Raw genomic sequence first — 13486 nt, forward strand, 5'->3', positions numbered from 1 at the left:
GGGCACGGCTCACTCCCCCTCCGGCGCGCCGAAGACGTCCCGGTCGGGACGGTCGGCGGCGTCGGCGTCCGGCTCGTTGTCCAGAAACTCCAGCACGCGCTCGCGCGTCGCGGCGACCTCGCCGATCACGGTGATCGCGGGCGGCTCGATGCCGGCCTCGTCGCGCACGTCGACGATGGTGTCGAGGTCGCCCGTCGCGACGCGCTGGTCGGGCCAGGTCGCCCGCTCGACGAGCGCGACGGGCGTGTCGGCGTCCATCCCGGCCTCGCGCAGCGCGGCGGTGTAGTCGGGCAGTTTGCCGACGCCCATCAGCACGACGAGCGTGCCGCCGGTCGCCGCCAGAGCGTCCCAGTCGACCGCCGACTCCGCCTTGGTCGGGTCCTCGTGGCCGGTCACGAGCGTGACGCTGGAGGCGTGGTCGCGGTGGGTCGCGGGGATGCCCGCGACTGCGGCGCCGGCGATCGGCGAGGTGACGCCCGGCACGACCTCGACGGGGACCGACCGCTCGGCGAGGTGGACCAGCTCCTCGCCGCCGCGGCCGAACACGAACGGGTCGCCGCCCTTCAGCCGGACGACCGTGTTCCCTTCGCGCGCGAGTTCGACGAGCCGGTCGTTAGTGTACTCCTGGGAGGTGCGCCCGCCGCCGGCGCGCTTGCCGACGTCCTCCCGTTTCTCCTCTGGAATTAGGCCGATGATGTCCGGGCCCGGCAGCTTGTCGTGGAGCACGACGTCCGCCTCGTCGAGCAGCCGGCGGGCTTTCACGGTGAGCAGGTCCGGGTCGCCGGGACCGCTGCCGACCAGATAGACCTTGCCGTCGGCCGGTTCGGTGGCGGCGTCAGGATCCCGAGCGTTCATGCCGACTCCTCTCGCTTGGCTTCGGCCTCCTCGTCGTCGCGCCGGGCCTGCGCGATCAGCTCGTCGGCGCCCCGATCGGCGAGGTCGGCGGCGAACGACCGGGCCGCCGAGACGTGATCCTCGGCCGGCAGGTCGCGGCTCGCGGCGACCGACTCCGATCCGTCGCGGCTGAACACCTGCACGTCGACGTGGACGTACTCGCCCTGCAGCACGGCGTGGACGCCGATCGGGGCGACGCAGCCCCCGCCGAGTTCGGCGAGGATCGTCCGCTCGGCGGTCGTCTCGATGCGCGTGCGGGGATTGTCCAGAATCGTCGTGATCGCCTCGCCGGCCTCGTCGTCGAGGGTCGTCACCGCGAGCGCGCCCTGGCCCGGCGCCGGGACGAACCGCTCGGTCGGAAGCTGGCGGTAATCGACGCGGTGGGCCAGGCCGCTGCGATCGAGACCGGCCTCGGCGAGCACGATGGCGTCGTACTCGACGTCGGGCTCGCGTTCGAGCGCCCGGCGCTCGATCTCGTCGAGCTCCGAGAACCACGTCTCGACGTCGCGCTCGTACGGGTGCTCGTAGTCGTCGTTGTCGACGTTCTCTTTCTTTTCCTTCTCGGCGTCGGTGCGGGCCTCGTGTTCGGCCTGCAGGCCGGGGGCGAGCAGCTTCTCGATCCGGGTGTCGACGTTACCCCGGAGCGGCTCGACCGTCAGATCGGCATCGCTGTCGAGCAGTTGGGCCTGCCGGCGCAGGCTCGAGGTGCCGACCGTGGCGCCGTCGGGCAGCTCGTCGAGCGTCGCCCCGTCGGGCGTGACCAGGGCGTCGCCCGGCGCGGCCCGCTCGGGGACGCCGGCGACGATCAGCTCGTCGGGCTGTTCGGTCGGCATGTCCTTCATCGAGTGGACGGCGGCGTCGACCTCGCCCTCGATGACCTTCTCGTCGAGGCTCCGGACGAACGCGCCGGTCTTGCCGAGGCGGTGGATCAGCTCGTCCTGGATCTGATCCCCGGTCGTCTCCACCTCCACCAGTTCCACGTCGTAGCGGCGGTCCTCTAAGGCCGCCTTCACCGTCGCCGCCTGGCGGAGCGCCAGATCGGAACTCCGCGTCGCCAGGCGTATCGGGCCGCGAGTACTCATACGCGCCTCTCGGGGGGCCACGGTGAAAAGGACACTCTTTGGCCGAGCGCGCGGCGTCGGGGCGGTGCAGTCGATCGAGAGTCGGGGCGACGTTCGGGCGGCGCGCTACAGTCCGACCTGCTGAACCCGCCGGAACAGGTAGTAGCTCGCGACGACCGGCGCGTAGCCGGGGACGAACAGCCCCGCGGCGCCCAGCAGCACCCACGTCTCGCGGTCGGGGGACCAGTCGGTTCCCGCCGAGTCGGTGGGCAGGCTCCGGAGGTCCTGGTGGAGCGCCAGCGGCAGCGCGAGCGTCACGAGCAGCGCGGGCGTCCCCAGCACCAGGATCGTGACCTTCGGCGAGAGGAACACGCCCGCCGTCGGCAGCGGGCTGCCGAGCACGACCGAGAGAGTGAACATCGGCGCCAGCGCGAGCGTGAGCGTGTACACCACCGGGACGGCCGCGACGAGGTACCACCAGCGGCTCCCGGCGCTCGCCAGTTGCTCTTCCTCGGAGCCGATCGAAGACGCCTGCGAGGCGGTGGCGTCGGACACGTGTCGAGATGCGCGAAGTAGTTCTTAAGTATGCGGTGGTTACCCGGGTGAAGCCGTCCATGAGAACGAGCGTCGTCGAGTCGCCGGACGCCGAAATCGCTCGGCCGGGACTACATCTCCGGAAGAAGTAGCTGTTCGATCCCGAACGTCAGAGCCGCTCGGCCGACCGGGCCTGATCGGTCCGCTGGCGCGCCTGATCCAGGCGGCGGTCGGTCGCGCGTTCGCGGTCGTCGGGCAGGTCGCCGCGGGCTTCGGCGAGCCGCTCGGAAACGCGTTCGAGTCTGGCGACGACGGTTTCGAGCGACGCGTCGGCCCGTTTCCCCTCGCCCGACTCGGCTCGGGCGGCCGCGCGTTCGGCGGCGTCGGCGACGGCCTCGAGAGCGTTTGCGAGTCCCCGGACGGCGTTCTCCGATCCGGAGGCGTCGTCGGTGTCGTGGCCCGCCACGGAGTCCCGCGTCTCGGCGGCGACGTCGGCGACGTACGCGGCGAGCGATCCTTTCCCGGTGTCGGGTTCGTCGACCCGAACGCTCGCTTCCGACGCGGGAGTGACCCGGAAGGCGCCGATTTCGCCCTCGGCGTCCCGCACCTCGGTCGTGTAGGCGCCGTCCCGGTGGACGTACACCGAGTCGGGGCCCGAGAGGTCGGCGTCGTACAGCCGACCGGCGAAGTCGTCCTCGACGGCGAGGTCGGTCAGGTCGGCGTCCGTCCCGTCGGCGTCGACGGCCAGCCGCACCGAGTTTTCGCGGGCGACCAGCGGGATCTCGCCGTCGGCGCCCGCGACCGTGGGCTCGCCGCCCTCGTCGGCGACGGAGACGGGTTCGCTGTGGGGTTCGACGCCGGCGCCGTTGACCGTCAGGCGGTGGTCGCCGGCCGGCACGTCTCGAAGCATGGCGACGCCGCCGAACGTCGGGACGGCCTCGGGATCGCTTTCCAGCAGCGCGATCGTCTCGACGGGCGAGAACCGCGTGGTCAGCCCTTCGCCGTCGGGTGCGTCGTCCGACGCGACCGCCTCGGTGACTCCGGCGACGACGGTGTTGACCGTGGAGGGAGCGCCCACCGCGTCGTAGCGGTCGGCCAGCGCGGCGCGGTGGTTCGGCTCCGAGATGTCCGCGGCCGGGTTATCGTACCGGGACTGCTCCCAGGGCGCGCCGGTCGCTGTGATGTGACTGGCGAACGCGTCCTCGACGAACGAGGGCACGGCGAACTCGAAGCTCAACTGCGGGCCGTTGAACCCGGAGATGTGTTCGACGTCGCTCGCGGGGACGAGGTCGTACGCCACGTCCGGGTCGCCGTCCCGGTCGGCGTGTTCGAACACCAGCCCCGTCGCCCGGTCGGGGAGTTCCCGCGGCGGCGAGGAGAGCGCGTCCAGCGAGCGCACGGTCAGGTCCTCGGGGACGAGGTCCGTCCGCTCGACGTGGGGAAGCCGGTCGTGCTCGTACAGCGGCGCGCCGTCGAGTTCCGGCACGACGTAGGGGAGACGCCCGCCTTCGTCCCGCGGGAGGCCGTACGCCGCCGGAATCTCCGCGAGATCGCCGAGTCCCTCGATGGCGCTGTTGGTGATGTCGGCGAAGCTGGCGTCGCTCGAGAGCCGCTGGAACCGGTCCGCCTCGTCGTTGATCGACAGCGCGCTCGAATGGGAGCCCAGTTCCGAGAGGATCCGCGGGACGGTCCGCTCGGGGTCGAGGAACTCGTTGTTCGGCACCGACCGGGAGTGGGAGCTGGCGACGAACAGCTGCGGTTCGGCGGATTCGGGCCGGGTGCCGCCGTCGTCGGTACGGAACTCCGAGACGTCGACGAACGCGTGTAACACCTCCCAGTCGTGCCAGTGGAAGTTCGTCGTGAACTGGTCGAACGCCGAGTAAAACCAGAACTGAACCACCGCCAGCGGCGAGTCCTCGTAGGCCACGCCCCGGAAGAACACGGTCGGAGCGGGCGGCTCGCCCGACTCCTCGTACTGTCGGGTGTACTCGTCGAGGGCGTCGAACCCGTCGACGACCGTCTCGCCGTCGCGCTCGCGCTCGTAGGGGCGCGGGTCGGTCGGGAACCAGGGCTCGCGCTCGTCGAAGTACAGCGTCGGCGCGAACCGTTCGGCGAGCTCCCGAACCTCCTCGTCGGCGAGCGCTTCCGTGGCGGCGTCTTCGTCGGCCTCGAACAGCGAGCAGCCTGCCAGCGACGCCGTTCCGGCGCCCGCGAGCGCGCCGAGGACGGTTCGGCGGTCGACCGCCGCGGGATCGCCGTCAGTCACGGTACCAGCCGCCACAGACTGGTCGTTTCGCGGCGGTCTTGCGAGTCATAGTTGTCCTGTGGACGGGCGCCGAATATGCCTTCTGGCAGGCGAGTGCGAATCGAGCGCGCCTGGCGTCGAAGAGCAGCCGGCACCGAAGCGGGCGCTCCGGAACCGCGATGCCGAAGAGGACAATTCGGAACCGCGACGCCGAGCGATGCCGGGATTTCCGGTCCGGGCGGGGCTACAGCGCCTCCCGGTAGGCGTCGAGCGCCGTCTCGACGTCCTCCTCGGTGTGGGCGTAGCTGACGAACTGAGACTCGAACTGGTTCGGCGTCAGGAACACGCCCCGCTCCTTCATCGCGGGCCAGAACAACCGCTCCCAGCGCTCGGTGTCGCAGTCGGCGACGTCGGCGGCGTTCTTCGGGCAGTAGTCGTAGCGCGGGCAGTCCGGGCGCTGCTCGCAGCCGGCCTCGCAGTGGCCCTCGGTCGCGTCGGGACCCTCGCGCGTGAACATAACCTTGAACATGCTGTCCGTGCCGGCGACGGTGTACTGGGGCGCCTGGTCGTGAATGATCTCCGTCAGGTCCCGCCGAAGTTTCTCACCCAGCTCGTTCACGTGCTCGTACACGTCGTTCTCCGCAGCGTACTTGAGCGACTCGTAGCCCGCGGCCATCGTGACCGGGTGGCCCGAGAACGTGCCGGACTGGAACACGTCGCCCGAGGGCGTGAACTCCTCGATTATCTCGGCGGGGCCGCCGATCGCGCCGACCGGGAACCCGCCGCCGACGATCTTTCCGAACGTCGTCACGTCGGGGGTGACGCCGAACTTCCCCTGGGCGCACTGGAGGCCGCCGACGCGGAAGCCCGTGATGACCTCGTCGAAGATCAGCAAGGCCCCGCGGTCCTCGGTGACGTCGCGCAGGGTCTCGAGGTAGCCGTCTTCGGGCATCACGATGCCGGAGTTGCCCAGCAGCGGCTCGGTGAGCACGGCCGCGATGTCGTCGCCGTGGGCCTCGAACGCCTCGTGGATCGCGTCGAAGTCGTTGAACGGCACCGGCAGCGTGTGTTCCGCGAACTCCTCGGGAATGCCCGCCGTACTCGGCCCGTGGTCCTCGACGTCGCCCTCGACGAGCGTCGACTCCTGAGCGCCGTGGTAGCCGCCCTGCATGACGACGATCTTGTCCCGGCCCGTGTAGCCCCGCGCCAGCCGAACCGCCGAAACGGTCGCTTCCGTGCCGGAGTTGACGAAGCGCGTCATCTCGACGCTGGGGACGTGGCGGGCGACGAACTCCGCGAGGTCGACCTCGACCTCCGTCGGAGCGCCGTACATCGGCCCCTCGCTGACCGCCGACTGGACTGCGGCTTGCACCTGATCCGGCAGGTCGTGGCCGTACAGCAGCGGGCCGTAGCCGTTGACGAAGTCCAGGTAGCGGTTGCCGTCGGCGTCGACGACGTGGCCGCCGTCGCCCCGCTGGACGAAGAAGGGGTACGGACGGATCGCCCGCACGGAGGAGTTGACGCCGCCCGGAATCGCCGACAGCGCCCGGTCGTACAGGTCGCGAGAGCGGTCGTGGTTCATGCTCGCACGGTGGCGCTCGCGCGTAAAGTCAGTACCGAAGCCAGCGAGGAAGCGCGTCGAACGGCGGTCCGAAGCGACGCTATCGGTCGTCGAAAACTGCGAGAGAGGATGCGACGCGGCCGCGGGAGCCACCCGCGAGCCGGTCGCGAAAACGGCCAAACCGAAGCAGAGGCAACGGACCGAAGGCGTCGTGCCGGAACAGGCCGGCGCGCGGCGCCCCTACACTGCGTCGGGCCCTCTGTTACCGGTGCGGACCTGCAGCGCGTCGTCGACCGGCAGCACGAAGATCTTCCCGTCGCCGGGCTCGCCCGTGTTGGCGCCCTCGCGGATCGCCTCGACGACCTCGTCGACGGGCGTGTCCGCGACGACGCACTCGAGTTTGACCTTCTGGTGGAGGTCGACCGTGTACTCCTCGCCGCGCCACTGGCCCTTCTTCGCGGGCTGGCTGCCGCGGCCGGAGACGTTCGTGACGGTCAGCGACGGCGCGCCGGCTTCGGCGAGCTGTTTCTTCACTTCGCCGAGACGGTCGGGGCGGATGATCGCCATGACCATCTTGATGTCGCCCTCCTCCTCGACCGTGCCGCCGTCCGTGCGGATCTCTTTCCCGCCGTCAGAGCGGAGCTCTGACGAGGCCTGCGCTCCGGTGGAGCGCTGACCGCCGTCGGCGGCGATGTCGGGCTCGCCGAACTCGGGGTAGGTGTCGACGCCGTGTTCGGAGACGTCCAGCCCGTCACGCTCGTGTTCGGGGGAGACGCGGGCCTGACCGACGGCCTTGAACGCGCCGAAGACGAGCGCGGTCGCGGCGACCGTCCAGACCGTGATGATCGAAACGCCGATGAACTGTGAGATGAACGCTTCGAGGATCGTCGTCCCTTCGAGCGCGCTAGACGTGGCGACGAAGGGGAACAGCAACGTCCCCAGAACGCCGGCGGAGCCGTGAACCGGGAACACCGCGCAGACGTCGTCGATCTTCAGGCGCTTCTCGACGAAGCTGAAGACGATCGGGAGCTGCGCGCCGGCGAGGCCGCCGACCACGAACGCGCCCCACCAGGTGGTGGTGTTGGGGATCGCGGTGATGCCGACCAGACCGGCCAGCAGTCCGTTCGCGACGTACAGCGTGTCGACCTTACCGGTCTGGGCCCAGGCGACGAGCCCGGCGCCCATCGCACCGCAAGCCATCGCGATGGTCGTCGTCAGCGCGACGCGACCGAGCTGGTCGCCGAGGAAGACGCTCTCGCCGCTGAAGATCGCGGACGTACCGACGTTGAAGCCGTACCAGCCGAACGCGAGGATCAGCGTCCCGAGCACGGCGAACGTCAGCGAGTGACCGGGAATGACGTTAGGCGTGCCGTCCTCGCTGTACCGGTCCATGCGCGGACCGAGCACCCACGCCGCGGTGAGGCCGGCGATGCCGCCCATGCCGTGAACGATCATCCCGCCTGCGAAGTCGGCGAAGCCGACGCCGACCGTGTTACCGAGCCAGCCGGTGCCCGTGAGTAGACCGCCGGTCGTCCAGCCGATGCCGGCGACGACGGGGTAGATGACCGCCGAGAGGGCGATCGTGTACCCGACGTACGCGCGGAGTTTCGCGCGACCGGCGACCGCGCCGGAGACGATGGTCGCCGCCGTCATCGCGAACACGGCGCCGTACAGCCAGTTGTCCCAACCGGCGGCCGCGCTCTCGAACGTCCACGAGATGCCGGCGCCGCCGGCGAAGCCGGAGATCGTGGCACCGATCAAGAAGTACACCGTTACGCCGACCGACCAGGTCAGCAGGTTCTTCGTCAGCTGGTTCGCCACGTTCTTCGAGCGTACCTGACCGGCCTCCAGCATCGCGAAGCCCGCGTGCATGAAGAAGATCAGGAACGTCGCGACCAGCACCCACAGAGCGTTGACCGAGTCGATCAACGTCGGGATGTCCGCCTGAAGGGGAGCGATCATGCTGCCACCTCCACGGACCGCGCGGTCCTCGGGGGCGAGGACCCGTAGTCGTCCACCAATTCACTCGTATTCCGAACGATCGTATCCTGCATCACGGATAGGATTCAGGAAGTACATTAATATAAGGATTAGCGTTTACGTTCGTCTACTATCGAACTCCCTAATTGGAAATGCGGAGATGTCATAGTACGTTATACGTGTATAAGGTTGTTCGAAGTACGAACCGCGGCCTCTCTCGGTATATCTTTTGGACGCACGTCCACCGCGGTAACCGCGCAGGTTGCAGGCGTCCACCGTCGGAGCGCCGCGCGCCGCGGCGGCGTGCGCGCCGGTGCGGCGGCGCGGCGATGCGCGACAACACTCAACCCGGGGTACGTTTATTGCGCGTCGGCGCCGTGTCTCGGCCATGGAGAAAGTCGCGATCGAGAACGTCGAGACGGAGATCAACCCGATGCGGGTCCACAGCGTCCGCAAACCGGTCTCTCGCGCGCTCGGAACGACCGACGTCGCGATGAACTACTTCGAGCTCGAACCCGGCGAGTCCTTCTCGGGCGCGCTGCACACCCACGAGGACCAGGAGGAGATCTTCTACGTCGAAGACGGGACCGCGACGTTCGAGGTCGGCGTCGACCGCGAGACGGTCGACGTCGCGGCGGGCGAGCTGATCCGGTTCCCGCCCGGCGAGTTCCAGAAAGGGTCGAACGAGGGCGACGAGCGCGTCGTCGGCTGGGCGATCGGCGCGCCGGGCGCCCGCCACGACTGGGACGACCTGTACTCGCGGGCGTACTGTCCGGAGTGCGAGAAGGAGACGACGCAGGACGTCGGGTTCGCGAGCGGACAGTTCGAACTCGAATGTACGGACTGTGGCTACGAGCAGGGGTAGGTCGGCGCGCGTTACTCCCCGGGATCGAACCGACGCGTGTACACGGCGGATTCGTCACCGACCTCGATCCGGAGGGCGCCGTCGGTCGCCGGGTCGTAAGCGACCGTGACGGCGTCGCCCGGTTCGACCGTCCCGTACTCGTCGGCGAACTGTCGCTCGGTCTCGCCGTCGAGCGTTTCGAGCGTCACGCGCTCGGCGCCGACGGCGTCGCCAGCGACGTGTTCGACAGTCGCCTCGTCGGCGTCCGAATCGTGATCGACCGCCCACGTCACGGACGGCGTGGCACCATCCGCGGCCCGTTCGGCGAACTCGGCGGCGTCGACAGTCCCGTCGAGACGGACCGCTCGACCGTTGCGGCTGACCGCGGTGTTCAGAGGGGAGAACGCCCCACCCAGCGACCCCCGACGGAACGTCGATCGATCGACCGAAGCCGCCGCCTCGGCGTCGGAAAACTGTAGCAGTTGCGTGCGGTGGGCGTCGTCGCCGTCGAGCAACCACAGCAACGCGTGGCCCGTGGCGTTCGTGTGTCGGCCGCGGGTGATCGCGCGCTCGCCCGCGGAAGTCGTGAACATCGTCGGTCGACCGATCCGCTCCGTGAGCGCGGCGAACGCGTCGCTGTCCTCGTGGTACCGGGACGCGTCGCCGTTCCGAGCGTCGATCGTCGCCTCGACGTACTCGCCCGAGAGCTGCTCGCTGGCCCAGACGACGACGCCGTCGCGGACGGCCACGCGCTGGCCGAACGTTCCCTCGAACTGTTCGTAGCCGGCGTACTCGTCGGTTCGCTCGTAGCTGCTCCCGGGGAGCGTTTCGACGACCGTCCCGGCGTCGAACGTCCCCAGCACGACGCCGCCCAGGGACAGCCCGGCCTGGATCACTTCCTCGACGCTCCCCTGCGGGATCCCGAGGTGATCCGGGGACCCCAGGGCGTTCCCCAGCCGCCGGGCCTCGCCGGCCGAAACGTCGTCGTGGGCGCGGATCGCCGCGACGTCGACGTAGCGCACGAAGTAGTCGTCGGCGTCGCGGAACGTCCGGCCGGCCGGGAGCCACCGCCGGTAGGTCGGCTCGCGATCGGGCGCCAGCGCGGTGTCAGGCGCGACCGTCGCCGTACCGCTCGACGCCGCCAGCGCGCCGACGCCGAGCGCCGCGCCGGATCGCCGAAGAAGTTTGCGGCGTGATAGGTCAGGCATGAGACCCTGTTTTTGGCCGCGGAAACTTAAAATCATTACTCGTTTCGAGAATCTACCGGGAAGACGCGCTATCGGACGGATCGAACCGCCGCACGAACACGTCGTTCTCCGAGTGCCAGCGGATTCGCAGCGGATCGTCGGTAAACAGGGAGAGCGAATCGCCGGGTTCGACGGTGTCGCGGTCGTCCGAGAACTGCCGGTCGTGCGCGTCACCGACACCGGTTTCGAGCGTCAACCGGTCGGTGTCGACCGGATCGCCGGCGGCGTGCTCGACGGTCAGCTTCGATGCGAACGCGTCGTACTCGACCGTCCAGGTGACGACCGGCGGGGCCGTTCCGTCGACGTCCGCTCCGAACTCCGCGGTCGGCATCGTCCCGTCGAGGCGGATTCTCCGGCCGTCCGTTCGAACCGCGTCGACGCCGTCGCCCAGCAGCCGGTCGCCGACCGCGTCGCGCAGCACCGATTCGTCGAGCGCCTCGGCCTGCTGGGCCTCGGGGAACTGCACCACGAACGATTGGTAGGTCCGCTCGCCGTCGAAGTCGGCGATCCCGGCGTACCCGTCGGCACGAGTGATTTCGAGTCGCTCCTCGGCGTCGGCGCCGACGCTGCTCCGGATTCGAGCCGGACGGCCGATAGCCTCGGTGAGGGCCGCGGCGGCGTCGCTGTACTCGTGTAACCGCGGGACTTTGCCGCGGCGGGCGTCGATCACAGCCTCGAGCAGATCGCTCCCGTACAGTTCGTGTGTCCAGACCACCGCACCATCCTTCACGGCGGCACACTGGCCGAGCGTTCCTTCGAACAGCGTAAATTCGCCTCGCGATCTCGTCTCCTCGTAGCCCGTCTCGAGCAACGTCTCGACGACAGCATCGGCGTCGTACGACCCGACGACGACGGAGGTCCAGAGCGGCATCGGGTTGATCACCGCCTCGATGTCCTCGAAGGCGATCCCGAGGGCGTCCTGGCCGCCCCTGATGCCGGCGAGGCGCCGGTACAGCGACTCGGGAAGCCGATCTTCGTGCGCTCGCAGCGCACGAACGTCGAGATACCAGTAGCCGACGAAATCCAGTCCGTCCGCCGGTACCTCGGGGGAGGGAAACCACCGCCGATACGTCGGGTCGCGGTCGGGCGCCAGCGCGGTGCCGGGCTCGGACGCGTCGTCCGACGAGAGCACGCCCGAACAGCCCGCGAGGGCGCCGAACGACGTCGCCGCGGCGCCCGCGCTGACACGTCGAAGCGCCTCGCGGCGCGACAGCCGAGTCATGACGGCGGATTTTCACCCGAATCGAGTTAAAATCACCGCGCCGCTGCGAGAATCACAGCCGCCGCGCGACGTCCTCCGCGAAGTACGTCAGAATCAGATCAGCGCCGGCGCGCTTGATCGACAGCAGCGACTCGGTCGCGGCGGCGTCCAGATCGAGCCAGCCCTTCTCGGCGGCGGCGTGGAGCATCGCGTACTCGCCGCTGACGTTGTACGCCGCGACGGGGTAGTCGAACTCGCGGTCGACGTCGCGGACGATGTCCAGATACGGGAGCGCGGGCTTGACCATCAGCACGTCGGCGCCCTGCTCGACGTCGAGGCGCACCTCGCGCGTCGCCTCCTCGCGGTTCGCGGGATCCATCTGGTAGTGACGCCGATCGCCGAACGCGGGCGCCCCGTCGGCGGCATCGCGGAAGGGACCGTAGAAGCTACTCTCGTACTTCGCGGCGTAGCTCATGATCGGCACGTCCGAGAACCCGGCGTCGTCTAACGCCTCGCGGATCGCGCCGACCATCCCGTCGGTCATGCTGGAGGGCGCGACCATCTCGGCGCCGGCTTCGGCCTGCGAGACGGCGATCTTCCCGAGCAGCTCCAACGTTTCGTCGTTTTTCACTGTGAGGTCCGGGTCCTCGGCGGCCGTCTCCTCGACGACGCCGCAGTGGCCGTGATCGGTGTACTCGCAGAGGCAGACGTCCGTGATGACGTAGGCGTCCGTCTCGGCGGTGATCCGGCGCGTCGCCTTCTGGACGACGCCGTCCTCGGCCCAGGCGCGGGAGCCCTGCGGGTCCTTGGACTCCGGGATGCCGAACAGCATCACCGCCTCGACGCCCGTCTCCAGTACTTCCTCGACGCGGTCGACGGCCTGGTCGATCGGGACGCGCTCGTGGCCCGGCATCGACTGGATCGGGACCCGCTCGTCGGTCGTGGCGTCGACGAACACCGGCGCGATCAGGTCCTCGGGCGAGAGGCTGGTTTCGCTGACCAGCTCGCGGACGCCGTCGCGGCGGAGCCGTCGCGGGCGATCGGTGAGGTTCATGCGCGGCCGTACGGACGGGACGGTGAAATTCTCGTCGTTCGTCGGGGCGTCACTGCCGGCGCACGCGAGACTCGGCGCGAAGCGCGGCAACGCTTAACTGGTGGAATCCTCTACTTGGTAGTAATGAGTACCTCGATCAAGATAAGCGAGCGAGCCAAATCCAGGCTCGAGGAGCTACAGGCCGAAATCCGGCTCGAAACGGGGACGAAGGTCACCCAGCAGGAGCTGCTCGACCGACTCGTCGAAGAATCGTACGAATCGAAGGACGAACTCGTCGACTCGTACAGGGACGACTTCGATGGGCTCTCCGAGGAAGAGATCGAGCGATGGATGTCGGGGACGGTCGCGTCGGAGAACCCAGTAGACGAAGACGAGATCGACGAGGTGTTGTACGACGATGAGCATCTTCGTTGACACCGGCGTCTTCTACGCTCACCACGATCGATCCTCGCCGCGCCACGACGCCGCGGCGGCGGCAATGCGCGAACTCCTCGTAGGAACGTACGGAAAAGCGTTCACGAGCGACTACGTGTTCGACGAGACGGTGACGCTCACGCTGTCCCGGACGAGCCGAGTCGAGGCGGCGCGAAAGGCGGGCGAACGGATCCGCGGTGCCGGTGAGTACCCGGACGTCGTGTCGATGCTGTTCGTCTCGTCCGACTGTTTCGAGCGCGCCGTCGCGGCGTTCGATCGGTTCGACGACCACGCCCTGAGCTTTACCGACGCGACGACGGTGGCGCTGGTCGAGGACCGCGACATCGACGCGGTGCTCTCCTTCGACGACGATTTCGACGGCCTCGTCGAGCGCGTCGATCCGACCACCCTCGCCGAGTAGCCGCCCTATCTGAAAGCATTTAAGCGACCG

12 protein-coding genes are annotated in these 13486 nt (G+C 69.1%); 3 read left to right on the top strand and 9 right to left on the bottom strand.

What is annotated here, in order from left to right; all coding sequences use genetic code 11:
• Positions 1-9: 9 nt before the first annotated feature.
• From cobA to ABDZ81_RS05760, 6 genes are all read right to left on the bottom strand, one after another.
• Positions 10-855 carry a uroporphyrinogen-III C-methyltransferase gene (gene cobA / locus ABDZ81_RS05735; protein ID WP_343772938.1) on the bottom strand — a complete coding sequence of 282 codons (846 nt, stop codon included), beginning with the start codon at positions 853-855 and terminating at the stop codon, positions 10-12.
• Entirely contained in the window at positions 852-1976 is a 1125-nt protein-coding gene (gene hemC, locus ABDZ81_RS05740) for a hydroxymethylbilane synthase (protein ID WP_343772939.1), read from the bottom strand. Before hemC ends, cobA begins: the two co-directional genes overlap by 4 nt.
• A 105-nt stretch (positions 1977-2081) precedes the next feature.
• The gene (locus ABDZ81_RS05745) at positions 2082-2510 is read right to left on the bottom strand and encodes a hypothetical protein (RefSeq protein ID WP_343772940.1); all 429 of its coding nucleotides are present in this window, start codon (positions 2508-2510) and stop codon (positions 2082-2084) included.
• Positions 2511-2658: 148 nt separating this feature from the next.
• Positions 2659-4755: a hypothetical protein gene (locus ABDZ81_RS05750; protein ID WP_343773373.1), complete on the bottom strand. Its 2097-nt coding sequence runs from the start codon at positions 4753-4755 to the stop codon at positions 2659-2661.
• Between the two features lie 223 nt (positions 4756-4978).
• A complete protein-coding gene (gene hemL / locus ABDZ81_RS05755) occupies positions 4979-6316 on the bottom strand; it encodes a glutamate-1-semialdehyde 2,1-aminomutase (RefSeq protein WP_343772941.1) in 1338 nt (445 codons plus the stop codon).
• Between the two features lie 219 nt (positions 6317-6535).
• Positions 6536-8257 carry an ammonium transporter gene (locus tag ABDZ81_RS05760; protein ID WP_343772942.1) on the bottom strand — a complete coding sequence of 574 codons (1722 nt, stop codon included), beginning with the start codon at positions 8255-8257 and terminating at the stop codon, positions 6536-6538.
• 406 nt (positions 8258-8663) lie between these two features.
• Between ABDZ81_RS05760 and ABDZ81_RS05765 the strand changes: the two genes are divergently transcribed.
• Positions 8664-9140 (top strand): cupin domain-containing protein, encoded by a 477-nt coding sequence (locus ABDZ81_RS05765; RefSeq protein WP_343772943.1) that lies wholly within the window; start codon positions 8664-8666, stop codon positions 9138-9140.
• A gap of 11 nt (positions 9141-9151) precedes the next feature.
• On the opposite strand, the gene ABDZ81_RS05770 is transcribed toward ABDZ81_RS05765, so the two are convergent.
• From ABDZ81_RS05770 to hemB, 3 genes are read right to left on the bottom strand one after another with little or no spacing between them, the layout of a single operon-like run.
• Positions 9152-10327, bottom strand: a complete 1176-nt coding sequence (locus ABDZ81_RS05770) for a hypothetical protein (RefSeq protein ID WP_343772944.1) — start codon at positions 10325-10327, stop codon at positions 9152-9154.
• Between the two features lie 52 nt (positions 10328-10379).
• Positions 10380-11588, bottom strand: coding sequence for a hypothetical protein (locus tag ABDZ81_RS05775; protein ID WP_343772945.1), 1209 nt, complete (start codon positions 11586-11588; stop codon positions 10380-10382).
• A gap of 52 nt (positions 11589-11640) precedes the next feature.
• A complete protein-coding gene (gene hemB, locus ABDZ81_RS05780) occupies positions 11641-12621 on the bottom strand; it encodes a porphobilinogen synthase (RefSeq protein WP_343772946.1) in 981 nt (326 codons plus the stop codon).
• A gap of 123 nt (positions 12622-12744) precedes the next feature.
• Here hemB and ABDZ81_RS05785 point away from each other — a divergent pair, with 123 nt between their 5' ends.
• A complete protein-coding gene (locus ABDZ81_RS05785; protein WP_343772947.1) occupies positions 12745-13035 on the top strand; it encodes a hypothetical protein in 291 nt (96 codons plus the stop codon).
• Positions 13019-13456: a type II toxin-antitoxin system VapC family toxin gene (locus ABDZ81_RS05790; RefSeq protein ID WP_343772948.1), complete on the top strand. Its 438-nt coding sequence runs from the start codon at positions 13019-13021 to the stop codon at positions 13454-13456. Before ABDZ81_RS05785 ends, ABDZ81_RS05790 begins: the two co-directional genes overlap by 17 nt.
• Positions 13457-13486 lie beyond the last annotated feature (30 nt).

This window comes from Natronoarchaeum mannanilyticum, assembly GCF_039522665.1.
GTDB lineage: Archaea > Halobacteriota > Halobacteria > Halobacteriales > Natronoarchaeaceae > Natronoarchaeum > Natronoarchaeum mannanilyticum.